Origin of the sequence: Neisseria sp. KEM232, assembly GCF_002237445.1 — a bacterium.
Taxonomy (GTDB): Bacteria; Pseudomonadota; Gammaproteobacteria; order Burkholderiales; family Neisseriaceae; genus Neisseria.
This window is the reverse complement of the sequence record NZ_CP022527.1, coordinates 553,403-576,366: the sequence shown is the minus strand read 5'-3', so window position 1 is coordinate 576,366 and position 22,964 is coordinate 553,403. Positions and strand designations below refer to the sequence as shown.

Annotated in this window: 23 protein-coding genes and 1 tRNA gene; 12 read left to right on the top strand and 12 right to left on the bottom strand. The window is 60.0% G+C overall.

Annotation, left to right across the window (positions count from 1 at the left end; all coding sequences use genetic code 11):
• Positions 1 to 5 precede the first annotated feature (5 nt).
• The 5 genes from CGZ77_RS02835 to CGZ77_RS02815 all read right to left on the bottom strand — a co-directional run bounded on the left by CGZ77_RS02835 (position 6) and on the right by CGZ77_RS02815 (position 3,293).
• Positions 6 to 995 (bottom strand): site-specific integrase, encoded by a 990-nt coding sequence (locus tag CGZ77_RS02835; RefSeq protein WP_094030891.1) that lies wholly within the window; start codon positions 993 to 995, stop codon positions 6 to 8.
• A 120-nt stretch (positions 996 to 1,115) separates the two neighbouring features.
• Positions 1,116 to 1,201, bottom strand: a tRNA-Leu gene (locus CGZ77_RS02830).
• A gap of 11 nt (positions 1,202 to 1,212) precedes the next feature.
• Complete coding sequence (secG, locus tag CGZ77_RS02825; protein WP_009425797.1) at positions 1,213 to 1,557, bottom strand: preprotein translocase subunit SecG; 345 nt, start codon at positions 1,555 to 1,557, stop codon at positions 1,213 to 1,215.
• A 4-nt stretch (positions 1,558 to 1,561) separates the two neighbouring features.
• Complete coding sequence (gene tpiA / locus CGZ77_RS02820; protein WP_009425796.1) at positions 1,562 to 2,317, bottom strand: triose-phosphate isomerase; 756 nt, start codon at positions 2,315 to 2,317, stop codon at positions 1,562 to 1,564.
• Between the two features lie 106 nt (positions 2,318 to 2,423).
• A complete protein-coding gene (locus CGZ77_RS02815; protein ID WP_009425795.1) occupies positions 2,424 to 3,293 on the bottom strand; it encodes a lipid A biosynthesis lauroyl acyltransferase in 870 nt (289 codons plus the stop codon).
• A 100-nt stretch (positions 3,294 to 3,393) separates the two neighbouring features.
• On the opposite strand from CGZ77_RS02815, the gene rbfA reads away from it, so the two are divergent.
• The 12 genes from rbfA to CGZ77_RS02755 all read left to right on the top strand — a co-directional run bounded on the left by rbfA (position 3,394) and on the right by CGZ77_RS02755 (position 11,154).
• Complete coding sequence (rbfA, locus tag CGZ77_RS02810) at positions 3,394 to 3,765, top strand: 30S ribosome-binding factor RbfA (protein ID WP_009425794.1); 372 nt, start codon at positions 3,394 to 3,396, stop codon at positions 3,763 to 3,765.
• 1 nt (position 3,766) lies between these two features.
• On the top strand, positions 3,767 to 4,297 hold the full coding sequence (locus CGZ77_RS02805; protein WP_009425793.1) for a hypothetical protein: 531 nt from the start codon (positions 3,767 to 3,769) through the stop codon (positions 4,295 to 4,297).
• A gap of 169 nt (positions 4,298 to 4,466) precedes the next feature.
• Positions 4,467 to 5,384, top strand: coding sequence for a tRNA pseudouridine(55) synthase TruB (gene truB, locus CGZ77_RS02800; RefSeq protein WP_009425792.1), 918 nt, complete (start codon positions 4,467 to 4,469; stop codon positions 5,382 to 5,384).
• A 195-nt stretch (positions 5,385 to 5,579) separates the two neighbouring features.
• Complete coding sequence (gene rpsO / locus CGZ77_RS02795) at positions 5,580 to 5,846, top strand: 30S ribosomal protein S15 (RefSeq protein ID WP_009425790.1); 267 nt, start codon at positions 5,580 to 5,582, stop codon at positions 5,844 to 5,846.
• A 119-nt stretch (positions 5,847 to 5,965) separates the two neighbouring features.
• Positions 5,966 to 7,069, top strand: a complete 1,104-nt coding sequence (locus CGZ77_RS02790) for a conjugal transfer protein (protein ID WP_094030890.1) — start codon at positions 5,966 to 5,968, stop codon at positions 7,067 to 7,069.
• Complete coding sequence (locus CGZ77_RS02785; protein ID WP_009425788.1) at positions 7,066 to 7,533, top strand: low molecular weight protein-tyrosine-phosphatase; 468 nt, start codon at positions 7,066 to 7,068, stop codon at positions 7,531 to 7,533. The genes CGZ77_RS02790 and CGZ77_RS02785 overlap by 4 nt, the downstream gene beginning before the upstream one ends.
• 233 nt (positions 7,534 to 7,766) lie before the next feature.
• Positions 7,767 to 8,027 carry an NGO_0222 family membrane protein gene (locus tag CGZ77_RS02780; protein WP_009425787.1) on the top strand — a complete coding sequence of 87 codons (261 nt, stop codon included), beginning with the start codon at positions 7,767 to 7,769 and terminating at the stop codon, positions 8,025 to 8,027.
• Complete coding sequence (gene rdgB, locus CGZ77_RS02775; protein ID WP_009425786.1) at positions 8,020 to 8,613, top strand: RdgB/HAM1 family non-canonical purine NTP pyrophosphatase; 594 nt, start codon at positions 8,020 to 8,022, stop codon at positions 8,611 to 8,613. Before CGZ77_RS02780 ends, rdgB begins: the two co-directional genes overlap by 8 nt.
• A 57-nt stretch (positions 8,614 to 8,670) precedes the next feature.
• The gene (traF, locus tag CGZ77_RS02770; protein WP_009425785.1) at positions 8,671 to 9,033 is read left to right on the top strand and encodes a conjugal transfer protein TraF; all 363 of its coding nucleotides are present in this window, start codon (positions 8,671 to 8,673) and stop codon (positions 9,031 to 9,033) included.
• The gene (hemW, locus tag CGZ77_RS02765) at positions 9,030 to 10,205 is read left to right on the top strand and encodes a radical SAM family heme chaperone HemW (RefSeq protein WP_009425784.1); all 1,176 of its coding nucleotides are present in this window, start codon (positions 9,030 to 9,032) and stop codon (positions 10,203 to 10,205) included. Before traF ends, hemW begins: the two co-directional genes overlap by 4 nt.
• 165 nt (positions 10,206 to 10,370) lie before the next feature.
• On the top strand, positions 10,371 to 10,706 hold the full coding sequence (locus tag CGZ77_RS02760; protein ID WP_009425783.1) for a DUF4298 domain-containing protein: 336 nt from the start codon (positions 10,371 to 10,373) through the stop codon (positions 10,704 to 10,706).
• A gap of 61 nt (positions 10,707 to 10,767) precedes the next feature.
• Positions 10,768 to 11,154 carry an META domain-containing protein gene (locus CGZ77_RS02755; protein ID WP_009425782.1) on the top strand — a complete coding sequence of 129 codons (387 nt, stop codon included), beginning with the start codon at positions 10,768 to 10,770 and terminating at the stop codon, positions 11,152 to 11,154.
• Positions 11,155 to 11,264: 110 nt separating this feature from the next.
• On the opposite strand, the gene CGZ77_RS02750 is transcribed toward CGZ77_RS02755, so the two are convergent.
• The 7 genes from CGZ77_RS02750 to putA form a co-directional block, all read right to left on the bottom strand.
• A complete protein-coding gene (locus CGZ77_RS02750) occupies positions 11,265 to 11,885 on the bottom strand; it encodes a DUF2238 domain-containing protein (protein ID WP_036495849.1) in 621 nt (206 codons plus the stop codon).
• Between the two features lie 37 nt (positions 11,886 to 11,922).
• Positions 11,923 to 14,082 (bottom strand): cation-translocating P-type ATPase, encoded by a 2,160-nt coding sequence (locus tag CGZ77_RS02745; protein ID WP_009425780.1) that lies wholly within the window; start codon positions 14,080 to 14,082, stop codon positions 11,923 to 11,925.
• A gap of 136 nt (positions 14,083 to 14,218) precedes the next feature.
• Positions 14,219 to 15,433 carry a pyridoxal phosphate-dependent aminotransferase gene (locus CGZ77_RS02740; protein ID WP_009425779.1) on the bottom strand — a complete coding sequence of 405 codons (1,215 nt, stop codon included), beginning with the start codon at positions 15,431 to 15,433 and terminating at the stop codon, positions 14,219 to 14,221.
• A 248-nt stretch (positions 15,434 to 15,681) separates the two neighbouring features.
• Positions 15,682 to 16,143 (bottom strand): macro domain-containing protein, encoded by a 462-nt coding sequence (locus tag CGZ77_RS02735; protein WP_009425777.1) that lies wholly within the window; start codon positions 16,141 to 16,143, stop codon positions 15,682 to 15,684.
• A gap of 69 nt (positions 16,144 to 16,212) precedes the next feature.
• Positions 16,213 to 17,181 carry a PhoH family protein gene (locus tag CGZ77_RS02730; protein WP_036495877.1) on the bottom strand — a complete coding sequence of 323 codons (969 nt, stop codon included), beginning with the start codon at positions 17,179 to 17,181 and terminating at the stop codon, positions 16,213 to 16,215.
• 126 nt (positions 17,182 to 17,307) lie between these two features.
• A complete protein-coding gene (locus CGZ77_RS02725; RefSeq protein WP_094030889.1) occupies positions 17,308 to 18,900 on the bottom strand; it encodes a peptide chain release factor 3 in 1,593 nt (530 codons plus the stop codon).
• 418 nt (positions 18,901 to 19,318) lie between these two features.
• Positions 19,319 to 22,927, bottom strand: coding sequence for a bifunctional proline dehydrogenase/L-glutamate gamma-semialdehyde dehydrogenase PutA (gene putA, locus CGZ77_RS02720; RefSeq protein ID WP_036495846.1), 3,609 nt, complete (start codon positions 22,925 to 22,927; stop codon positions 19,319 to 19,321).
• Positions 22,928 to 22,964: the final 37 nt, after the last annotated feature.

Below are 22,964 nucleotides of genomic sequence, written 5' to 3'. Positions count from 1 at the left end.
CTTTTTTAGTCGAGCAGGTCGGCAAGGCTGGCCGCGTCGGGTGTGTAGTAGGTGTTGAGTAGTATTTTTATGTCGCGGTGGCCGCTGATTTTTGCCAAGTCCATGACGTTTACTTTTTTTGCCATGCGGGTTAGGGCTTCGCGTCGGCTGTCGTGAAAGTGGAGGTCGTCGATTTCGAGGGCGCGGGTGGTGCGGCGGAAGACGGTGCTCAGTGGTTCGGGTTGGAGGTCGAAGGCGGGGGTTAGGTTTAGGGGTTGGAGTTTTTGCAGTAAGGCAATGGCGCGGCGGGAAAGCGGGACGTCGCGGCTGTTGCCGTTTTTTGTTTTCGGCAGGTGGACGGTGTGGCGGTCGAGGTCGATGTGCTGCCATGTGATGCCGCAGATTTCCCCTGCCCTCATGGCGGTTTCGATTGCGAACAGAAAGGCTAAGGCGACGCGCTGTTTTTTCATGGCCGGAAGTTGCAGCTCGTCGTATTCGAGGTAGTGGCAGATGCGGCGGATCTCGTCGGCGGTCGGGCGGCGGGTGCGGCTTGGGTTGTGTTTGGGGCGGTTGATTTTGGAGATGGGGTTGTCGGTAACGGTTTGCCATTCGCGCAGGGCATGGTTAAAGACGGCGGATACGGTGGTGAGTTCGCGGGCGACGCTGGGAGCCTGCACTTCCTTCAGGCGGCGGTCGCGCCATTCGGCAAAGTGGTGTGGCATGACTTCGGAGGTTTTGATGTCGCAAATGGGGTCGCGCAAAAAGCGGGCAAGGCGTATGTCTTCGCTGCGGCTGCCGCGTTTGGTGGGGGTGACTTCGGCGCGGTATCGGCGGATGATGTCGCCGACGGTTTGATTTTTTGGTGTGATGCCAAGGGCGCGGCTGGTGATTTCGGCTTCGGTTTGCGCCGCCCATGCCTTTGCTTCGGCGGACGTGCGAAATGTTTTGGTGCGGACGTTGCCACGCAGGCGCACGCGGACGAGGTACTTGCCGTTTCGTTTGGTGATGCTGGCCATGATGTTGATTTAAAAAAAAGATGGTGTATTTAAAAATACACCATCCGTCAGGATTTTATAAAGTAATTGGTGTTCGTTTGGTACACAGTTACTTTAAACTATTGATGTTAAATATTATGTTGGTGCCGACAGCGAGACTTGAACTCGCACGATCTAGGATCACTACCCCCTCAAGATAGCGTGTCTACCAATTTCACCATGTCGGCTGGAAAGAAAATTATTTTTTTGTTTCGCCGGCATTACCCGCAGGTACTGCCGGTTGTGTTTTTGCAGGCGTGCTTTGCTGCACGTTGCTGAAATCGATCTGCTGCTTACCTGAATGACTGTATATGTAAGTCATTGCCAAACATGTAGCAAAAAATACGGTTGCGGCGATGGCGGTGCTGCGGCTGAGAAAGTTGCTGCTGCCGGCAGAGCCGAATACGCCTTGTGCGCTGCCGCTGCCTCCCGAAAAAGAAGCTCCGGCGTCTGCACCTTTGCCATGCTGCATCAGAACGAGCAGGATAACAGTGAGGCCGGCAAAGCCGTTTAAAATCATAATCAGGGTTTTGAATGCTTCCATAATTTCAGGCTTGTTCGGCTGCTTGGATAATGGCGGCGAATGATTCGTAGGAAAGTGATGCCCCGCCTACCAATGCGCCGTCGACATGCGGCACGCCGAATATTTCGGCGGCGTTTTTTTCGTTGACGCTGCCGCCGTAAAGAACGCGAACTATAGCATCGCTGCCGCACAATGACAACACTTCGTTGTAAATAAAAGCGTGCATTTGCGCAATTTGTTCTTTATTCGCGACTTTTCCCGTGCCGATTGCCCACACGGGTTCGTATGCGATGGCGAAATTGCGGGTGTTGAGGCCTTTTAAGACGGAAAGTTGGTAGATAACGGCTTCTTTTTCGCGGCTGTCTTCACGCTCTTTGAGGCTTTCGCCGACGCACAAAAGCGGCGTCAGCCCCGCGGCGAGGACGTTTTCGATTTTCAGGCGCTGGGTGTCGTTTTTTTCGTTGAAATAGAGGCTGCGCTCGGAGTGGCCGATTAAGACAATGTTGACGCCGATGTCTTTGAGCATTTCGGCGGACACTTCGCCGGTGTAGGCGCCGTTGCCGGGAAAGCGGCTGACGTCTTGGGCGCAGGTGCGCACGGAGTTGTTGGTGACGGACTGCAAAGCCTGGCGAACCTGTTGCAGATAAACGGCGGGCGGGGCGATGCCGATGCACACGTTTTGCTGCGGCGGCAGATTGCGCAGCCCGTGCAGCAGCATGTCGTTGTTTTGCAGGCGGCCGTTCATTTTCCAGTTGCCGACCACCCATTTTTTGTTCCACATATTACAAATCTCCTGATTTCGGGCGGGCGCGATTGTACCCGAATTTATTTACTCGGCAGAGGCCGTCTGAAACGGTTTTCAGAAACATCATTCCTGCGCCTTTCCCTCAATAAAACTCCGCTTCGCCTTCCGGCCGCGTTTTGAACCGCTTGTGCAGCCAGTAATACTGTTCGGGCTGTTCGCGCACGCGTGCTTCGATAAAGTCGTTCATGCGCTGCGCGTCAGCTTCGGGGCTGTTGGTCGGGAAGTTTTCCCAGGCCGGGTAGAAACGCAGTTCCACCGTGCCGTCGGCCTGACGCGTGGGGATGGCGGGAATGACTTTCGCGCCTGTGAGCGCGGCGATGCGGCTCAGGCCGGCGATGGTGGCCGTCTGAATGCCGAAAAATCTGACGAACACGGAATCCTTGCGGCCGAAATCCTGGTCGGGCAGATAAAGAAAGGGCGCGTCGCTTTTTTTCAACTGTTTGATGATGGCGCGCAAACCCTCGGTGCGGCCGATGAGGAACACGTTGTCGTAGCGGTGGCGGCCTTTGAGGATTTGCGCGTCGAGCGTCGGGTTTTTCTGGTGCGAATACATGCTGATCAGCGGCACGTCCTGATTGAGCGCGTACACCGCCAGCTCGAAAGCCGTAAAATGCGGATAAAGCAAAATCACTTTTTCGCCCGCCGCGAGCGCGTCGTCCAAATAATGTTTGCCGCGGTAGCGCACCAGCTTTTTCAGACGGCCTGCATTCCCGTACCAATACAAACCGTATTCCGCCAGCAACTTGCCCATCTCCGCAAAATGCGCCTTCAACACCGCTTCGCGTTTTGCCGCATCCCATTCGGGGAAACACTTTTCCAAGTTGATGCGGCCGATACGGCGGCGCGGCGCGACCAAATAATAGGCCGCCCGCCCCAAAACCCTGCCGGTTGCCTGAATTGCGGCAAAGGGCAGAAGCTGGATCAGATAAAGCAGGGCAAACAGAATTTTCATGCGGGTTTTCAGACGGCCTGACAAACGGAAGGCGGGCATTATACGGCAATTGGGCTATAATGCGCCCCGCCTGAAAACGCCGAAAGATTAAGGAAAACGAATGAACAAAACCCGCAGGGGCTATGCCCGCCAAGACCGCGTCAAAGAACAAATCATGCGCGAGCTGGCCGAACTTGTGCGCACCGGCCTGAAAGACCCGCGCGCCGGTTTCATCACCATCAACGAAGTAGACGTCACCCGCGATTACAGCCACGCCACCGTCTACTACACCGTCCTTGACGACAGCACCCGCGACATCACCGAAGAAGCTCTCGAACACGCCAAAGGCCACCTGCGCAGCGAGCTGGCCAAACGCATCAAGCTGTTCAAAATCCCCGAATTGCACTTCAAATACGACAACTCCATCGAGCGCGGCATGAGCATTTCCCACCTGATCGAACAGGTTGCCGCCGAAAAACCCGTGGAAGACTGACATGGCACACCTTATCCTGCGCCCGCTCGAAGGGCTGGAAGTCGTCGGACGCGGCCGCCTCGATTTCGGCTGCCGTAAAGACGACGCCGTCTCCCTGCTCGGCGAACCCTGCCAGCAAAACGACCACGCCCTCTATTACGACCTGCTCGACTGCCACGTCTACTTCGACCCGCAGGGCATCGTCGACTTTTTCGACATCCCCGAAGGCCCTTTCCTGCAAAGCGGCAACAGCGTCGAAATCTACGGGCAAGACCCCTTCGCCCTGCACGCAGACGAACTTTACGCCCTGCTGGAACGGCACAACGGCGGCGGCAAAATCACAGGCGATGCGCCCTACTCCTACCGTTTCTGCGCCATCAACACCGCCATCTGGCGCGAAACCTACGAAGAAGAAATCCTGCAAATGATGGCCGAATACCCGCACGAAGCCGAACTGCTCGCCCACGAGCTGCCCAAAGGCCGCAATTATTGGAGCATAGGCATAGGCTCGGCCGAGTGTTACAGCAAAAAGCCCAAACGCTGCCTGCCCTGAATACCGCAGAGACCGTCTGAAAAGCGCAGTTTCAACGAAGCCGACACCCCGTTTCAACAAAAAACCGGTTTTCAGACGGCCTCAAACATAGCGACAAGACCAATCGGACAAGCCTCTGAAAAACACTACTCCCGCCGAATCCCGCCCTCCCTCCCCCATCGCTCGAACCATGAACACCAAACCCGCCAAACGCCCCGTAAACGGCGTGCTCCTGCTCGACAAGCCCGCCGGCCTTTCCAGCAACACCGCGCTGCAAAAAGCCCGCCGCCTCTACCGCGCCGAAAAAGCCGGCCACACCGGCGTACTCGACCCGCTGGCCACCGGCCTGTTGCCCGTGTGCTTCGGCGAAGCGGCCAAGTTTGCCCAATACCTGCTCGATGCCGACAAAGCCTACACCGCCACGCTCAAACTCGGCCAAGCCAGCAGTACGGGCGATGCCGAAGGCGAAATCGTCGCCACCGGCCGCCCCGACATCAGCCAAGCCGAATTTCAGACGGCCTGCGCCGCGCTGACAGGCGATATCCGCCAAGTGCCGCCGATGTTTTCCGCGCTCAAACACGAGGGCAAACCGCTTTACGAATACGCGCGCAAAGGCATCGTGATCGAACGCAAAGCCCGCGACATCACGGTTTACGCGATTGACGTAACCCGGTTTGCCGCACCCGAAGCTATTATTAACGTGCGTTGCAGCAAGGGCACTTACATCCGCACCCTCGCCGAAGACATCGCCAAACAGCTCGGCACTTTCGCCCACCTCACCGACCTGCGCCGCACTGAAACCGCCGGTTTCACCATCGCCCAAAGCCACACGCTCGACGACATCGCCGCACTCGACGAAACGGAGCGCGACGCGCTGCTTTTGCCCTGCGACGTATTGGTACGGCACCTGCCCGAACTGGTGTTGAACGACACCGCCGTCAATATGCTGCGCTGCGGCCAGCGTCCGCAGTTTTCAGACGACGTATCCGCCGAGCCGCCCTACCGTATTTACGATGCGGGCAGCCGCTTCATCGGCCTGGCCGTTTACCAAAAAGACATAGGCCGTCTGAAAGCCCTGCGGCTGATGAATACGGCGCAGACAGAGTAAGCCGAATGCGGGAGGCCGTCTGAAACCCGTCTTTCAGACGGCCTCTGACAAACGGACAAAAAAACGTGCAGGCGGCCTGCGGTTGCCGTATAATCCGCGCTCCGCCCGACGCAGGGCGGGTTTTTTCGGAGTCCGCACGGTTTCGGCTGTCAGGACTTGTCTGCCGCAAGGCTTTATTTTTTGGAGTATTTCCACATGTTGTCCATCGAACAAAAAGCGCAAATCGTCAAAGATTTCCAACGCAAAGAAGGCGATACCGGTTCGTCCGAAGTACAGGTTGCCCTGCTGACCTTCCGCATCAACGACCTCACCCCGCACTTCAAAGCCAACCCGAAAGACCACCACAGCCGCCGCGGCCTGTTGAAAATGGTCAGCGCACGCCGCCGCCTCCTGGCCTACCTGCGCCGCACCAAACCCGATACCTACCGCGAGCTGATTACCCGTCTGGGTCTGCGCAAATAATCCGCGTTTTGCAAACAGAGGCCGTCTGAAAACCTTTCAGACGGCCTTTCTGCCGCCCTACGCTCTTCCATTCCGCTATAATCCGCCGCATTTTGCACAGCACACCAAAGGACAAAACCATGACCGACCGCCGCTACCTGCCCGACACCCGCCCCTATCCCGCCGAAGCCGTCAAACGCGAGCTACTGATGCACGCCGTGCAGGCCGCAGGCAGCGGCGCACAGGCGAAACTGGCCGCCGAAGCCCTGCGCGCACAGATTTACGGCATGCTCTCGCAGAACTTCTATCTCAACCTGTCCGTCGCCATGAGCATGACCCCCAGCGAAACCGCCTACCGCCAAATCATGGCCGCGCTCAACGACGTCTTGCAGGCCAAAACCGACGACGAAGTGCAATGGTTTGCCCTGCCCGTCGTGCTCGTTGCCGGCTGCAAAAAAGAAGCTGCCCTACCCGCCGCCGCCCCCGCGCTCGAACTCTCCGCCTGCCTGGGCAACTACCCGCACACCCGCCCCTTCGCCCGCGCCACCTGGCTACCGCGCCTGCTTACCGCCGGGCAGATGGCCGAAATCAATGCCGGACAATGGTTCAAAGCCAAGCAAAACGCCGAAGCCGCCGCCGGATTTGCCGCCGCCCTGCCGCAAACCGAAAAACTGCCGCTGGCCGAAGGCCAGTCCGTCAGCGTCGCCTTCGCCCTCGGCTACGGCGGCCGCGAGCTGGCCGAATCGTTGGGTAAAAACTTACAGGAAGCCGCCCTGCCGCTGATGCAGGTGTGGCTCGAAGCCCTGAAAACCCCCGGCGTCACCCTTTTCGCCAATCCCCTCTCGCCCGACAACCCCACCGCCGCCCTTACCGACGCCAGCCATATGCGCCTGCGCATGGCCTTGGACGTGTTCGCCGCCAACTCCATCCGCTCCATCCGCATGCAGAGCCCGCGCGTCGGCGTCGTCATGGCCTCGCAGGAAGGCGGCCGCCTCGTCTTCGGCTTCAACGCCACCGAAAGCCAGTTCGAAATCCAGCCGCAAACCTTCTCCTGGCCGCTCTCGCCGATGGACAAAATCGAAATCGTCCAGCAAAACTTCCTCGACCTGCTCGCCGAATGCCAAGTGGAAAACATCCGCCTGCTGCACGAACCCATAGGCGAAAACGAAGAACTGCCCACCTACGCCCAAGCCCTGCGCCTCTCCGGCCACAACCCGCTTTACGGCGACGGCAGCGCGTCATGACCCGCGTCCTCTTCGTCTGCCTGGGCAACATCTGCCGCTCGCCGATGGCCGAATACGTTTTGCGCCACCTCGCCGCCGAACGCGGCCTGTCCGACAAAATCCGCGCAGCCAGCGCGGGCACGTCGGGCTTTCACGACGGCGAAGACATGCACCGCGGCACAAAAACCGTTTTGCAGCGGCACCGTATCGACACAGGCGGCTTTACCAGCCGCAAAATCGAAGCCGCCGACAAACAGCGTTACGACTACATCGTCGCCATGGACGACGCCAACCTCGCCGAACTCGAACGCCTCTTCGGCCGCCATCCCGACAAACTGTTCAAACTCACCGACCTCATCCCCGAATCGGGTTACAGCCACGTTCCCGACCCCTGGTACAGCGGCGATTTCGACGAAACCTACACCCTCGCCGAAGCAGGCTGCGCTGCCCTGCTGAACAAAATCGCAGCGGACAAAGGTTTGTAAACAAGCGCCGCCGCTTCCGACCGCGCAGACACGGCGGCGGCAACATTCAGGCCGTCTGAAAACCGAAACCAAGGCTTTCAGACGGCCTTTCTTGTTGCCGCGCAAACAGAAATACGGGAAAAGCGTGAACAGACATAAGGCCGTCTGAAAACAGGGAACATGCTTTTCAGACGGCCTCAAACCCGCCGCGCCGCATCGGCTATAATGCCGCCTTTTGCCGACCCGACCACGCCATGACCAAACGCCGCGCCTTCCTGCTGCTCACCCTTTCCTTCACCCTCTTCTTTATCGCCCTTATCGGCGCGGGCGGCTGGCTGCTGTCGCAACACAGCCGCCAGTTCGCCGTCGCCTGCTTCCTCTTCGCCTTTGCCGCCGCCTTCGGCCAAATCACCTCCCTCGCCCTCTTCATCCGCGAACACGCCCGCGCCCAAGCGGCGCAGAGGCCGTCTGAAAACACCGTTCAAACCCAAGAAAACCGAGACCGCCATGCTTGAAAAAATCGTCCTCGCCAGCGGCAACGCCGGCAAACTCAAAGAATTTTCCCGCCTCTTTGCCGCGCACAACATCCAAATCCTGCCGCAATCGCAGTTTGACACGCCCGAATGCCCCGAGCCCTACCACACCTTTGTCGAAAACGCCCTCGCCAAGGCCCGCCACGCCTCGCGCCACAGCGGCCTGCCTGCCCTCGCCGACGACAGCGGCATCTGCGCCAACGTCCTCGGCGGCGCACCCGGCGTACAGTCCGCCCGATACGCCGGCGAAAACCCCAAATCCGATGCCGCCAACAACGCCAAACTCTCCGCCGAACTGGCAGACAAAGCCGACAAAAGCTGCTACTACGTCTGCGTACTCGTTTTCGTTCGCCACCCCGATGATCCGCAGCCCGTTATCGCCGAAGGCATCTGGCGCGGACAATGGCAGACCGAAGCCAAAGGCAGCAACGGCTTCGGCTACGACCCGCATTTCCACCTGCCCGAACACGGCCTCACCGCCGCCGAACTCGCCCCCGAAACCAAAAACGCCGAAAGTCACCGCGCCCAAGCATTGCGCGAACTGCTCACCAAAATCGCCGCTTTATAAAGCCAAAGGCCGTCTGAAACCCAACAAACTTTCAGACGGCCTCGCGCCCCCAAAACCATGCCCAAACCCACCGCCTCCGACTTGGCCGCCTTTGCCGGACACACCGCCGCCTTTCCCCCCGTCACGCCCGAAGAGCTGGCGCACATCACCGCGCACAAACACACCGCCGTGGTTTTCCTCGCCAAAGCAAGCTGTTCCTATTGCCGCCTCTTCGCGCCGAAACTCAAAGCCGCCGCCGAAAAAACCGGCGCAGCCGTGCGCTTCGCCGACAGCAGCGACAAAGCCGCATGGGCGGCTTTCCGCGCGCAACACGGCATCAAAACCGTACCCGCGCTGGTAAAAATCGTTTCAGACGGCGTTTCGGCCGTCTGTAACTCCAAATTGTCCGAACAAGACATCGAAGATTTTTTATCGTCATGACCCAAATCACCTTCCAAAAACCCGGCCATCTCGCCGCCCTGCCGCCCCTGTCGCTCTACATCCATATCCCGTGGTGCATCAAAAAATGCCCGTATTGCGACTTCAATTCCCACAGCCTGAAAAACGGCCTGCCCGAAGAAGCCTATATCGACGCGCTCTTGGCCGATTTGCAGACCGAATTGCCCAATATCTGGGGGCGGCCGGTGGAAACCATATTTTTCGGCGGCGGCACGCCCAGCCTGTTTCAGGCGGCCTCCATCGACCGCCTGTTGAGCGGCTTGCGCTCGCTGCTTCGTTTGCAGCCCGAAGCGGAAATCACGCTCGAAGCCAACCCGGGCACGTTTGAAATCGAAAAATTCAAAGGCTTCAAAGACGCGGGCATCACGCGGCTTTCCATCGGCGTGCAGAGTTTCAACGACACCATGCTCGGGCGGCTCGGGCGCGTACACAACGGCGGCGAAGCCCTGCGCGCCATCGATACCGCTTTGAAACTGTTTGAAAAAGTCAACATCGACTTAATGTACGCCCTGCCCGGACAAACCGTTCAGACGGCCTTAAACGACGTCAACACAGCCATCGCCACCGGCGCAGGCCACATCAGCGCGTATCACTTAACGATGGAGCCGAACACGCCCTTCGGCCATACGCCGCCCAGAGGCCTGCCGCAAGACGAAGCCGCGCTCGACATCGAAGACGCGGTACACGGCGCGCTCGGCGGCGCGGGTTTCCTCCACTACGAAACCTCCGCCTTCGCCCGCCCGCAAATGCAGTGCCGCCACAACCTGAACTATTGGCAGTTTGGCGACTACATCGGCATCGGTGCGGGCGCGCACGGCAAAATCTCGTTTCCCGACCGCATCGAGCGCACCGTGCGCCGCCGCCACCCCAACGACTACCTCGCCGCCATGCAGCGCAACCCTTCAGACGGCATCGAACGCAAAACCGTGTCCGCCGACGATTTGCCCTTCGAATTCATGATGAACGCCCTGCGCCTCGCCGAAGGCGTACCCGCCGCCCTGTTGCAGGAGCGCACCGGCATCAGCTCCGCCCGCATCATGGCGCAAATCGAAACCGCCCGCCGCAAAGGCCTGCTCGAAAACGACCCCACCGTGTTCCGTCCCACCGCGCAAGGCAGGCTGTTTCTCAACGATTTGCTGCAATGCTTTTTGTGAAGCAGCAACGCCGTAGTTTTTTTATTTTGCTTCACTATAGTGAGCCCAAATAAAAAATATACGGCGTTAGCTCGCCTTGCCGTACTACTTGTAATGTCTTCGGCTCGCTGCCTTGTATCTTTTTTATTTTGGCTCACTATATAAAAATACGAGAAAGGAAAAAACATGAACATCACCCCCGAACAGGCGCAGCGGCGCATCGATGAAATCCAAGCCCTCTACCGCCGCTGGCTCGATCTGCTGCCCGCGCTGGAAGATGCGCAGGCGCAATGGCGGCAGGCGGCAGACATCATGGCCGAACTCGACCGTTTTTACGCAACCGAATACATGCCCTACTGCAACGCGGTTTCAGACGGCCTGCCCGTCTCGCTGCACACGCAGGGCGAATACAGCGTATTGAGCGAAGACGCGCTCTTTAACGCCTTCGGCGACCATTACCGCATCGCCTGGCAGTGGCTGCGCCTGGCCACAGCCGCCCTCGACCCCGACAACCGCGCCTGAATGCCCGACACGCCACAGGCCGTCTGAAACCCTTTTTTCCACCAACTGCAAAGGAAGCATCATGAAAAAAACCGCCCTCGCCGCCCTGCTCGCCCTCTCTGCCGCCGCCGCATCGGCCGCACAGCCCGACGGCCGCTGGCAGATACTCGAAGCCGCAGGCAAACCCACAGACGGCGCCTTTATCGAGTTCGATGCCGCCGAACACCGCCTGCACGCAAGCGCCGGCTGCAACACCCTCAACGCCGCCTACCGCGTCACAAAAGGCCGTCTGAAAGCCCAAGCCGCCGCCTCCACCCTGAAAGCCTGCGAAGGCGACGCGATGGCACACGAAGCGGCCATCGCGCAAATCCTCGAACGCGGCGCGGCCTACCGCGTCAAAGGCAACACGCTTACGCTCACGGGCAGACGCGGCAAGGTGCTGCTGCGCGCCGAACGCGAAAGCGAATAAACGCAAACGAAAAAAAGCCTGCGGCAGCACCGCAGGCTTTTTTGTTTCCGTGTAGATTGTGATGCAGGCGGGAAACGGGGTTGCACTCCGCTGCCGCCTTGTTTTCGGTTTCAGACGGCCTCTGCCCGCCTGTCCGGCCGCAGCAGCAAAAACAGCACCAGCGAAGTCAGCGCCCCGAGCGTGTCGGCCAGCATGTCTTTTTGTGCGTCCCAAATATCGCCCTGCGAGCCGAGCACTTCGATGCCCGCCTGCCCGCCTTCGATAACGGCATACTGCCATTCGATGATTTCATAGGCCGCCGCCATGCTCATGATAAAAAACAGCGAGAAAAACAACGCCAGCGGCAAGCCCGCAAGGCGGCGGCGCAGCAGCCATTCGGCCATTGCAAAGGCGTAGAAGCCGATGATGTAGTGGCTGACGCGGTCGAAATGGTTGCGCCCCTCGCCCAACAGCGGCGCAAGCAGGCGGTTGGCGGCGTCGAAGGGTACGGCGGCAAAGGTATAGTGCGCGCCGACGGTGTGCATAAACAGCCACAGGCTCATCAGCAAATACGCCGCGTTGCTGAAACGGAAGCGGCGGTGCGTCAGCACCAGCGCGAAAAACACGGCCGACACGGGAATAATCTCGGCATACCACACGGCGCGGTCGAGCGGGGCAATGCCCGACCATACCATCAGCGCGGCCAGCGCAAGAGCGAGTATCAGGGGGAACAGGTTTTGCGGTTTAGACATGGGTTTCTTTCTGTTTTCAGACGGCCTCATGCCCTTTTCAACCAATCTTCACTTTTTTCAAACGCAGCGCGTTGCCGAGTACGGAAATCGAGCTGGCGGCCATCGCTGCGCCCGCAATCACGGGGCTGAGGTAGCCCAGCGCGGCCAGCGGGATGCCCAAGGTGTTGTAGAAAAAGGCGAAAAACAGGTTTTGCCGGATGTTTTTCAGCGTGGCCTGCGAGATGAAAAGCGCGTCGGCGAGGCGGTTGACCGAGTGCTGCATCAGCGTGGCCGATGCGCTGTGTTCGGCGATGTCCGCGCCGCCTTTCACGGCAAAGCTGACATCGGCGGCGGCCAGCGCGGGGGCATCGTTGATGCCGTCGCCCACCATCGCCACGGTGCGGCCTTCGGCTTTGAGCCGTTCGATTTCGGCAGCTTTGCCGCGCGGGGTCATGCTGCCGCGTGCTTCGGCGATGCCCAGTTGCGCCGCGATGTCGTCAACAGCGGCCTGCTTGTCGCCGCTGAGTACGAGCACGCGGATGCCGCGCGCTTTCAGACGGCCTACGGCTTCGGCGGCATCGGCTTTGAGCGTGTCGGAGAGTGCAAACGCGCCTGCGGGTTTGCCGCCCACTGATACGGCGACAATGCTTGCGCTGCGCCATAGGCCGTCTGAAAAGAGGGAGTCGGGCAGTTCGACGCCTGCAAAACCGGCTTGGCCTGCTTTGACTTCTGCGCCGTCAACATACGCGCTGATGCCTGCGCCGACGGCGGTGTGCGCGTTTTCAGACGGCGGAATGTCGATGCCGCGTTTGCGTGCGGCGGCTACGATGGCGGCGGCAAGCGGATGGGCGGCGTTTTGTTCGATGGCGGCGGCGAAGCGGTAGAGGCCGTTTTCGTCAACGCTGTCTGCGTCGGCCAGCCATACGGCTGCCACGCGCGGGCGGCCTTCGGTGAGCGTGCCCGTTTTGTCGAGCACCACGGTATCGACGCGGGCGGCGGTTTCCATCGCGGCCGCGTCTTTAAACCAGATGCCGTGCCGCGCCGCTTTGCCCATGCCCACCATAATCGCGGCTGGCGTGGCGAGGCCGAGCGCGCACGGGCAGGCAATCACGAGCACGGCCACGGCGCGCATCAGGGCAATCGTCCAATCGCCGCTGAAAACCCAGTTCAAAACAAAAGTCAGCAGAGACACGCCCGCCACGGCGGGCACAAACACCGCCGCCGCTTTGTCGGCCACGCGTGCAATTGGTGCTTTGCTGCCCTGCGCTTCGGAGAGCGCGTTCATCATGTCGCCCAACAGCGTGGCGCTGCCGAGTTTGGCGGCGCGGTAGGTAATGCTGCCGTCGCTCATCAGCGCACCGGCCAACACTTTGCTGCCCGCCTGTTTGACTTCGGGGCGCGATTCGCCGGTGAGATGGCTCTCGTCTGCCCAGCCGCTGCCGCTCTCGACGATGCCGTCTGCGGCGATGCGCTCGCCGTGGTTGGCGCGTATCAGGTCGCCGACGGCGATTTGGTCGGCCGGCAGCGCAACCCACGCGCCGCCGCGCATCACGCTGACCTGCGCGGGCGTGAGTTTGATAAGCAAACCCAGGCTGTTGAGGCTGGATTTTTTCGTGCGCTGCTCCAAAAATTTGCCCAGCGACACAAAGCCCACCACCATCACGCCCGCTTCAAAATACACATGCGCGCCGTGTGCTGCGTGTGCACCGAAAAACAGCATATAGGCCGAGTAAAGGTAAATCGACAGCGTGCCAATGGTTACCAACACATCCATATTCGCCAGCCCGCCGCGTATGCTCGCCCACGCGCTTTTGTAAAACGGCACGGCCAGCCAAAGCTGCACCACGCTGGCCAGCGCAAACTGCCACACAGGCGGCAGCATCCAATCATGCCGCCCCGCCATCATGCCCGCCATGCCGATGAGAAACGGGATATTCACCGCCAGCAGCAAAGCCAGCCGCCAGCCGATACGTACCGGCACATCCTGCGGCATGACCGCCTCGGTTTTTTCCACCGCACGGAAACCCGCCTTATCGATAATCGCGGCAATCTCGGCGGCGGACACGCGGCTGTCGTCAAACACCACCTGCGCCTCTTCGCCGGCAAAATTCACGCCTGCCGATTCGACAAAGTCTTTTTTGTTCAATACCTTTTCAATGCGCGAAGCACAGGCCTGGCAGTTCATGCCTTCGATTTGGAAACGGGCTTTTTGTTGCATGGTGGGTTCTTCCTTGGTTTTGGCGTTTCAGACGGCCTGTTTTCAGACGGCCTGTATAGAGTAGCGGAGCGAGAAGCAGGAGGCCGTCTGAAAAGGCGTTTGCCGCTTTCAGACGGCCTCGGAACGTTTGGCGCGTTTACTGCCGGTAGTGTTTCAGGAAACGCGCCAGCCGCTCCATCGCTTCTTCGATTTGGTAGACGTGCGGCAGGGTGACAATGCGGAAGTGGTCGGGTTTGATCCAGTTGAAGCCCGTGCCGTGTACCAGCAGCACTTTTTCCTGCACGAGAAAGTCGTAGACGAATTTCATGTCGTCGGTGATGCCGTACATTTCGGTGTCGATTTTCGGGAACATATACAGCGCGCCCTGCGGTTTGACGCAGCTGATGCCGGGTATCTGCGTCACCATTTCCCAGGCTTTGTCGCGCTGTTCGAGCAGGCGGCCGCCGGGCAGAATCAGCTCGTTAATGCTCTGGTAGCCGCCCAAGGCCGTCTGAATGGCGTGCTGCATGGGGGTGGTGGCGCACAGGCGCATGGAGGCGAGCATGTCCAGCCCTTCGATGTAGCCTTTGGCGTGCTGCTTGGGGCCGTTGAGCAGCATCCAGCCCTGGCGGAATCCGGCCACGCGGTAGGATTTGGAGAGGCCGTTGAAGGTGACGGTGAGCAAATCGGGCGCCAGGGCGGCGATGTGGTGGTGTTCGGCACCGTCGTAGAGGATTTTGTCGTAGATTTCGTCGGCGAAGATAATCAGGCCGTGGCGGCGGGCGAGTTCGGCGATTTCGAGCAGGATTTCTTTGCTGTACACCGCGCCGGTGGGGTTGTTGGGGTTGATGATAACGATGGCTTTGGTGCGGGCGTTGATTTTGGCTTCGATGTCGGCGAGGTTGGGAAACCAGTCGCGCTCTTCGTCGCACAGGTAATGGCGCACGGTGCCGCCGGCGAGGGTGGCGGCGGCCGTCCACAAGGGATAGTCGGGTGCGGGGATGAGGATTTCGTCGCCGTCGTTCAACAGCGCCTGCATGGACATGGTGATGAGTTCGGACACGCCGTTGCCGATGTAGACGTCGTCGACGGTGACGTCACGCAGGCCCTTGGTCTGGTAATAGTGGACGATGGCTTTGCGGGCGGAATAAAGCCCTTTGGAGTCGCAATAGCCCTGCGAGGTGGGCAGGTTGCGGATAACGTCGACAAGGATTTCGTCGGGCGCTTCAAAGCCGAAGGGGGCGGGGTTGCCGATGTTGAGTTTGAGGATTTGGTGGCCGTCTTCTTCGAGTTGGAGGGCTTTTTTGTGCACGGGGCCGCGGATGTCGTAGCAGACGTGGTCGAGTTTGGCGGATTTGGTGAATTTGTCCATGATGGCGTGTTCCGTTAAGAGAGGGTAAACAGGCGTAAATGTACTCTGTTTGCGGCTTGGGGGCAAAGGCCGTCTGAAAACGTTGCAGACGGTCTTAGGGGCTGTTGACAATTGGTTTGCGAAGCGGATTTTGCGTCAGAAAGCGGCAGATGCAAGGCGCAAACCGCAGCAAGGTTGGACACCTTGTGAGGATTTGCAACGCGGCAGATGCTGTTTTATGGCGCAAAATCCGCTTCGCAAACCAAATGTCAACAGCCCCTAGGAGCATATTCGACGAGGGTGTGGCCGCAGCCTGCCAACTCTTCGTCAATGATGGCGGCGATGGCCTGCCAGTCGCCTTTGGCCAGTCCGGCGCCGATTTTCGGGTAGGCGATGCGCTTGTCGGGATAGCGGCGTGCGATTTCGGCGAAGGCGGCGCGGATGGCGGCATAGTCGGCCAGCACGCCCGCGCCCTGCCAGTGGTCTTGGGTGTAGGCGTTGGCGATGATGAAACGCACGCCGCCGCGTTCGACGGCGGCGGTGCTGATGGTGCCGAGTTTGCCCGCGCTTTTGGGCGTGGCGAGGTCGGCGGCGTAGGCTTCGGGAAAGGCGGCCTTGATTTGTTTGGCGATACCCGCGTCCATCGCGTGGCGGCAGTTGCAGCCGTGGACGATAAGGTCGAAGCGTCCGGCCAACGCGAGGGCGATCAAATCGCCTTGTATGGTGTTCACGGCGGGTTTCCTTTTGCAGACTTGGCATCGGAGGCCGTCTGAAAGGCTTTCAGACGGCCTTCGGGCTTTTCAGACGGCCTCTTGTCCGCGCTCGTCGGCCGCTTCGTAGGCTTCGACGATTTTCTGCACGAGCGGGTGGCGGACAACGTCTTCGCTGGTGAAGGTGTGGAAATACAGCCCTTCAATGCCGCGCAGTTTTTCGCGCGCGTCTTTCAGGCCGGATTTGATATTTTTCGGCAGGTCGATCTGACTGGTGTCGCCGGTGATGACCGCTTTCGTGCCGAAGCCGATGCGGGTGAGGAACATCTTCATCTGCTCGGGCGTGGTGTTCTGCGCTTCGTCGAGAATGACGTAGGCGCTGTTGAGGGTGCGGCCGCGCATATAGGCCAGCGGGGCGATTTCGATCAGGCCTTTTTCCAAGAGTTTGGTGACGCGGTCGAAGCCCATCAGATCGTAAAGCGCGTCGTAGAGCGGGCGCAGATAGGGGTCGACTTTCTGCGTGAGGTCGCCGGGCAGGAAACCGAGTTTTTCGCCCGCTTCGACGGCGGGGCGCACGAGGATGATGCGCTCGATTTGGTGTTTTTCCATCGCGTCGGCGGCAGCGGCCACGGCGAGATAGGTTTTGCCCGTGCCCGCCGGGCCGAGGCCGAAGACGATGTCGTGGTTCAGAAGGGCGCGGATGTAGCCGTTTTGCCGCGGCGTGCGCCCGCCGATGCTGCCGCGCTTGGTTTGCAGGTAATACTGTTTGCCGTCGTTTTTTTCTTCGTGGGCGGCGTCGGCGGTTTTGGCTTCGACGGCGGCCAGGCTGATGTCGTTGTCTTCGAGGTCGCGGATTTCGGCGGTGTCGGCAAGGGCGACGAGGGCGCGGCGTCCGGCATGGGCGAGGCCGCCGATAAAGGTGAAGTCGGCGAAGCGGCGGGTGATTTGGATGTCCAAAGCCTTGCCCAGCGCGGCAAGGTTGGCGTCGAAGGGGCCGGCGAGGCGTTGCAGGACGGTGTTGTCGATGTCGTCGAATGTCAGGCGGACGGTGTGGCTCATGGCTTGCTTGGCGTGAAAAGTAAAGACGGGCGCAATATGGGCCGTTTGGCCGCAGAAATCAAGCAAAGGCCGTCTGAAACCTGTCAAAACAGGGTTTTCAGACGGCCTCTGTGTCGGCGCAGCGCTTTACAGCTTCACCGAATGCTCGCGCGTTTCGTGGAACACGATGTCCGGCCAGCGTTCCTGCGTTAGGTTCAGGTTTACGCGGTTGGGGGCGAGGTAGGCGAGATTGCCGCCTGCGTCGATAGCGAGATTGCCCGCATTGGCTTTTTCAAACTCCGCCAGTTTTTTCTTGTCTTCACACGATACCCAGCGCGCCGACCAGATGGATGCGTTGTCGAACACGGCTTCTACGCCGTATTCGTTGGCAAGGCGCGAGGTAACGACTTCAAACTGCAACACGCCGACCGCGCCCAAAATCAAATCCGCGCCGCTCATCGGTTTGAAGACTTGAACCGCGCCTTCTTCGCCGAGTTGTTGCAAACCTTTTTGCAGTTGCTTGATTTTCAGCGGATTTTTGATACGGACGCTGCGGAACAGTTCGGGCGCGAAGAAGGGGATGCCGGTGAACGCCAGTTGTTCGCCTTCGGAGAAGCTGTCGCCGATTTGGATGTTGCCGTGGTTCGGGATCCCGATGATGTCGCCCGCGTAGGCTTCTTCCACCAGCTCGCGGTCGTGCGACATGAATGTAACCACGCTGGAGGCGGCGATTTCGCGGTTGATGCGCAGGTGTTTCATCTTCATGCCGCGCTCGAATTTGCCGGAGCAGACGCGCAAAAAGGCGATGCGGTCGCGGTGTTTCGGGTCCATATTGGCTTGGATTTTAAAGATAAATCCGGAAAACTTCGGCTCGTCCGGTTCGACCATGCGCACGGTCGCATCGCGCGGTTTCGGCGCGGGCGCCCAGTCAATCAATGAATTGAGGATTTCCTGAATGCCGAAGTTGTTAATCGCCGAACCGAAGAACACGGGCGTGAGCTCGCCGGCGAGAAATTCGTCGAGATTGAACTCGTTGGAAGCAGCCTGCACCAATTCAATTTCGTCGCGCAACTGCTGGATTTCCAGCGGAAAGCGTTGTTCCAGTTCAGGATTGTCGATGCCTTTGATGATGTCGAACTCGTGTGGCAGGCGTTCGCCGCCGGCTTCAAAGAGATAGATTTCGTCGTTCAGGATGTGGTACACGCCCTTGAAGTTTTTGCCCATGCCGATCGGCCATGTGACGGGTGCGCAGCGGATTTTTAAAATATTTTCCACTTCGTCCAGCAATTCCAAAGAATCGCGCACTTCGCGGTCGTATTTGTTCATGAACGTGACAATCGGCGTATTACGCAAGCGGCAGACGTTCAAGAGTTTGATGGTTTGCGCTTCCACGCCTTTTGCCGCATCGATGACCATCAACGCGCTGTCCACGGCGGTCAAAACGCGGTAGGTGTCTTCGGAGAAGTCTTGGTGTCCCGGCGTGTCCAAGAGGTTGACGGTGTGGTCTTTGTAGTCGAACTGCATCACGCTTGATGCCACGGAAATGCCGCGCTGCTTCTCGATTTCCATCCAGTCGGAGGTGGCGAATTTGCCGGTTTTCTTGCCTTTTACCGTACCCGCGCTCTGAATTGCGCCTGAAAACAGCAAGAGTTTTTCGGTCAGCGTGGTTTTACCCGCGTCGGGGTGGGAAATGATGGCAAAGGTGCGGCGGCGGCGGACTTGATCGAGGATTTCGGACATGGTTCTTTAAAATCAAAAATATCAGGCCGCTTTCAGACGGCCTGACGGGGTGTTGGAAAGGCGCGGATTGTACGGAAAAAACAGAGGCGCTTCAACGGAAAACGGGGCGGGTGTAGGGAGTGAGAAGAGTCGGAGGCGTTCAGACGGCCTCTGACGGCTTGAAGCCGCTGTTGAGGCCGTCTGAAACCTGTTCCCTCTTTTGCTTGCGGGAGGGCTGGGTGGAGGTTTGCGGTTTGAACGGGATTTATACGGCGGCGGACAAGCGGTTCTGTGCCCCCTCCTCTGCCCTCCCCCGCGCTTGGGCGCAGGGGAGGGAGTGAAATGCCGATGCAGCCGAGAGGCCGTCTGAAAAAGGCCGTCTGAAAAACCGCTTTCGCGGTTTTTTCAGACGGCCTTTTGTTGCGGAACGGGAGTCTGCTCAGTCGCCCATTGCCATCAGGCTGGCGTTGCCGCCTGCGGCGGTGGTGTTGATGCTGCACGAAATTTCTTCAAACACTTGCAGGACATCGAGGCCGTTTTCCGAGGGCAGGATGCGGATGAGTGCGCCGTCGGTTTTGGCCAGCTCTTCTTTGCATTCGGCGGGCAGTGCGTCCAGGGCGGCGACATGGCTGATGCCGAGGACTTCGGGGCGGTCGTTTACCGCCAGCAGGCCGTCGAGTTTGTCGGCGTATCCGGCCAGGGGGTGGCCGGGTTCGACGACGGTTTGGATGCCGGAGGCGGCCAATTGGGCGAGGGCGGCAAAGCTGCGGGCGAGGTCGCCGCCGTAGAGCCAGACGCGTTTGGGGGCGTGCCAGCTGGCGGCGTTGCGCTCGCCTGTGGGGCCGGGCAGGAGGGCTTCGGCTGCTTTCAGGGTGCGGAAGCGTGCCTGGCCGAGGGCGGCGGCGGCTTCGAGTTTCTGCTCTTGGGTAAGCGGCAGGCCGTGCAGGACGGTTTCGAGTTTTTTCAGCGCGGCTTCGTCGGCCTGGCCGGGGGTGGTCAACTCGGGCTGCACCCAGTGGCTCAGGCGGCTGAGGCGTTGCAGGTAGAAGGAGCCGCCTGCTTTGGGGCCGGTGCCGGAGAGGCCGTGGCCGCCGAAGGGCTGCACGCCGACAACGGCGCCGACGATGTTGCGGTTGACGTAGACGTTGCCCGCTTCGATGCGGCTGCGGATGTGGTCGACTGTGCCGTCGATGCGGCTGTGGATGCCATGGGTGAGGGCGTAGCCTTTGCCGTTGATTTGGTCGATCAGGCGGTCGAGTTCGCCGGCGCGGTAGCGGACGACGTGCAGGACGGGGCCGAAGACTTCGCGTTGCAGCTGGTCGAGGTTGTCGAGTTCGAACAGAACGGGGTTGACGAAGGTGGAGGCTTCGCCGTTCACGCTTTCAGACGGCCTGATTTCGTGGCAGGCTTTGGCCGCGCCTTTCATTTTGCCGATGTGGGCGAGCAGGTTGTGCTGTGCCTCGGCGTCGATAACGGGGCCGACGTCGGTGTGGAGCTGCTGCGGGTTGCCGAGGACGAGTTCGTCCATCGCGCCTTTGATCATGCCTACCATGTGGTCGGCCACGTCTTCCTGCACGCACAGGATACGCAGGGCGGAGCAGCGCTGGCCTGCGCTGTCGAAGGCGGAGTTGACGACGTCGGCGCACACTTGCTCGGACAGGGCGGTGGAGTCGACGATCATGGCGTTCTGGCCGCCGGTTTCGGCGATGAGGACGGGGTTGTCGCTGCGGCGCGCCAGGGTTTGGTTGATGAGACGTGCGACTTCGGTCGAGCCGGTGAAGATAACGCCGGCGATGCGTTCGTCCTGCGTCAGCGCCGCGCCGACGTCGCCCGCGCCGAGAACGAGTTGCAGGGCTTCGGCGGGGATGCCCGCCTGATGCATGAGGCCGACGGCGTAGTGGGCGATGAGGCCGGTTTGCTCGGCGGGTTTGGCAACGACGGTATTGCCTGCGGCGAGGGCGGCGACGACTTCGCCGGTGAAGATCGCCAGCGGGAAGTTCCACGGGCTGATGGCGACGACGGTGCCGATGCCGTGCGTGCCTGCGGGCAGGGTGTGCTCGGCTTCGTCGGCGTAGTAGCGGCAGAAGTCGACGGCTTCGCGCACTTCGGCGATGGCGTTGTTGAGGGTTTTGCCCGCTTCGCGCACGGCCAGCATCATCAGTTGCGCGGTGTGCTCTTCAAAGAGGTCGGCGATGCGGCGCAGGATGGCGGCACGCTCGGCGGCGGGGGTGCCGCCCCACGATTTTTGCGCGGCAACGGCGGCGGCAACGGCTTTTTTCGCGGTGTCGGCATCGGCGAAGCTGGCTGTGCCGACGATGTCGCTGTGGTCGGCGGGGTTGCGCACTTCGGTTGCGGGCAGGCCTTGGGCGGCTTTGCCGTTGATAATCGAAGCGGCTTGGAAGGTGTCGGCGGTAGCGGCGTTCAGGTCGGCCTGAAGCTGCTGCAAGACGTTTTCGTTGCTCAAATCCACGCCCTGCGAATTCAGACGGCCGTTGCCGTAGAGCTTGCGCGGCAGGGGCAGCGCGGGGTGCAGGTGGATGCCTTCTTTTTCGATGGTGTCGAAGGGGCTGCGGATGAGTTCGTCGATGCTGATGTTTTCGTCGACGATTTGGTTGACGAAGGAGGTGTTGGCGCCGTTTTCCAACAGGCGGCGCACGAGGTAGGCCAAAAGGGTTTCGTGCGTGCCGACGGGGGCGTAGATGCGCACGCGGCGGCCGAGGTTCTGCGGGCCGACGACTTGGTCGTACAGGGTTTCGCCCATGCCGTGCAGGCATTGGTGTTCGAACTCTTTACCTTTGCCCATTTGGTAGATGGCGGCGAGTGTGTAGGCGTTGTGGGTGGCAAACTGCGGGAAGACAGCGTCTTGTGCGTCTAAGAGTTTGCGCGCGCAGGCCAGATAGGAGATGTCGGTGTGGACTTTGCGGGTGTAGACGGGGTAGCCGTTGAGTCCGTCGACCTGCGCCCATTTGATTTCGCTGTCCCAATACGCGCCTTTTACCAGGCGGATCATCAGTTTTTGGTTGTTGCGGCGGGCAAGGTCGATCAGATAGTCGATCACGAAGGGGCAGCGTTTCTGGTAGGCCTGCACGACAAAGCCGATGCCGTGATAGCCCGCCAGATCGGGATCGGAAACGAGCGCTTCCATCAGATCGAGCGAGAGTTCGAGGCGGTTGGCTTCTTCGGCGTCGATGTTGATGCCGATATTGTATTGTTTGCCGAGCAGGAACAATTCTTTCAGGCGCGGCAGCAGTTCGGCCATGACGCGCTCGTGCTGGGCGCGGGCGTAGCGCGGGTGGATGGCGGAGAGTTTGACGGAAATGCCGTTGCCTTCGTATACGCCCTGTCCTGCGGCGTCTTTGCCGATGGCGTGGATGGCGTTCACATAGTCTTGGAAATAGCGTTTGGCGTCGGCTTCGGTCATGGCAGCTTCGCCGAGCATGTCGAAGGAGTAGCGGTAGCCCATTTTTTCGCGCTCTTTGCCGTTTTGCAGGGCTTCTTCGATGGTTTGTCCGGTGACGAACTGTTTGCCGAGCATACGCATGGCGTAGTCGACGCCTTTGCGGATCAGGGGTTCGCCGCCTTTGCCCAATAGGCGGGTGAGCGCGGCGCCCAGGCTGTCGTCGCTGTTGGGCTTGGTGAGTTTGCCGGTAATCAGCAGACCCCATGCGGCGGCGTTGACGAACATCGAGGGGCTGTTGCCCAAATGGCTTTTCCAGTCGCCGCCGGAGAGTTTGTCCTGAATCAGTTTGTTGCGGGTTTCTTTGTCGGGGATGCGCAGCAGGGCTTCGGCCAGACACATCAGTGCCACGCCTTCTTCGCTGGACAGGGAAAATTCGTGCATCAGCGCGTCGACGCCGCTGGCTTTGGTGCGGTCGGCGCGCACTTGGGTGACGAGGCGTCGGGCGAGTTCGTCGGCGTTTTTACGCTCTTCTTCGCTCATTTGCGCGCGTTGCAGCATATCGTTTACCGCTTCGATTTCGTCGCGGCGGTAGGCATCGGTGACGGCTTGGCGCAGGGCGGTTTGCGCCGGAAAGGCAAAATCAAACATTTTTTGAGGTTCTCCAAGAGGGTTTCGGTAGTGTCGT

Bases quoted from the DNA above. Each gene is read 5' to 3' on its own strand.
- CGZ77_RS02835 (WP_094030891.1), bottom strand. From the start codon at position 995: ATGGCCAGCATCACCAAACGAAACGGCAAGTACCTCGTCCGCGTGCGC.
- secG (WP_009425797.1), bottom strand. From the start codon at position 1,557: ATGGAAGCATTCAAAACCCTGATTATGATTTTAAACGGCTTTGCCGGC.
- tpiA (WP_009425796.1), bottom strand. From the start codon at position 2,317: ATGTGGAACAAAAAATGGGTGGTCGGCAACTGGAAAATGAACGGCCGC.
- CGZ77_RS02815 (WP_009425795.1), bottom strand. From the start codon at position 3,293: ATGAAAATTCTGTTTGCCCTGCTTTATCTGATCCAGCTTCTGCCCTTT.
- rbfA (WP_009425794.1), top strand. From the start codon at position 3,394: ATGAACAAAACCCGCAGGGGCTATGCCCGCCAAGACCGCGTCAAAGAA.
- CGZ77_RS02805 (WP_009425793.1), top strand. From the start codon at position 3,767: ATGGCACACCTTATCCTGCGCCCGCTCGAAGGGCTGGAAGTCGTCGGA.
- truB (WP_009425792.1), top strand. From the start codon at position 4,467: ATGAACACCAAACCCGCCAAACGCCCCGTAAACGGCGTGCTCCTGCTC.
- rpsO (WP_009425790.1), top strand. From the start codon at position 5,580: ATGTTGTCCATCGAACAAAAAGCGCAAATCGTCAAAGATTTCCAACGC.
- CGZ77_RS02790 (WP_094030890.1), top strand. From the start codon at position 5,966: ATGACCGACCGCCGCTACCTGCCCGACACCCGCCCCTATCCCGCCGAA.
- CGZ77_RS02785 (WP_009425788.1), top strand. From the start codon at position 7,066: ATGACCCGCGTCCTCTTCGTCTGCCTGGGCAACATCTGCCGCTCGCCG.
- CGZ77_RS02780 (WP_009425787.1), top strand. From the start codon at position 7,767: ATGACCAAACGCCGCGCCTTCCTGCTGCTCACCCTTTCCTTCACCCTC.
- rdgB (WP_009425786.1), top strand. From the start codon at position 8,020: ATGCTTGAAAAAATCGTCCTCGCCAGCGGCAACGCCGGCAAACTCAAA.
- traF (WP_009425785.1), top strand. From the start codon at position 8,671: ATGCCCAAACCCACCGCCTCCGACTTGGCCGCCTTTGCCGGACACACC.
- hemW (WP_009425784.1), top strand. From the start codon at position 9,030: ATGACCCAAATCACCTTCCAAAAACCCGGCCATCTCGCCGCCCTGCCG.
- CGZ77_RS02760 (WP_009425783.1), top strand. From the start codon at position 10,371: ATGAACATCACCCCCGAACAGGCGCAGCGGCGCATCGATGAAATCCAA.
- CGZ77_RS02755 (WP_009425782.1), top strand. From the start codon at position 10,768: ATGAAAAAAACCGCCCTCGCCGCCCTGCTCGCCCTCTCTGCCGCCGCC.
- CGZ77_RS02750 (WP_036495849.1), bottom strand. From the start codon at position 11,885: ATGTCTAAACCGCAAAACCTGTTCCCCCTGATACTCGCTCTTGCGCTG.
- CGZ77_RS02745 (WP_009425780.1), bottom strand. From the start codon at position 14,082: ATGCAACAAAAAGCCCGTTTCCAAATCGAAGGCATGAACTGCCAGGCC.
- CGZ77_RS02740 (WP_009425779.1), bottom strand. From the start codon at position 15,433: ATGGACAAATTCACCAAATCCGCCAAACTCGACCACGTCTGCTACGAC.
- CGZ77_RS02730 (WP_036495877.1), bottom strand. From the start codon at position 17,181: ATGAGCCACACCGTCCGCCTGACATTCGACGACATCGACAACACCGTC.
- CGZ77_RS02725 (WP_094030889.1), bottom strand. From the start codon at position 18,900: ATGTCCGAAATCCTCGATCAAGTCCGCCGCCGCCGCACCTTTGCCATC.
- putA (WP_036495846.1), bottom strand. From the start codon at position 22,927: ATGTTTGATTTTGCCTTTCCGGCGCAAACCGCCCTGCGCCAAGCCGTC.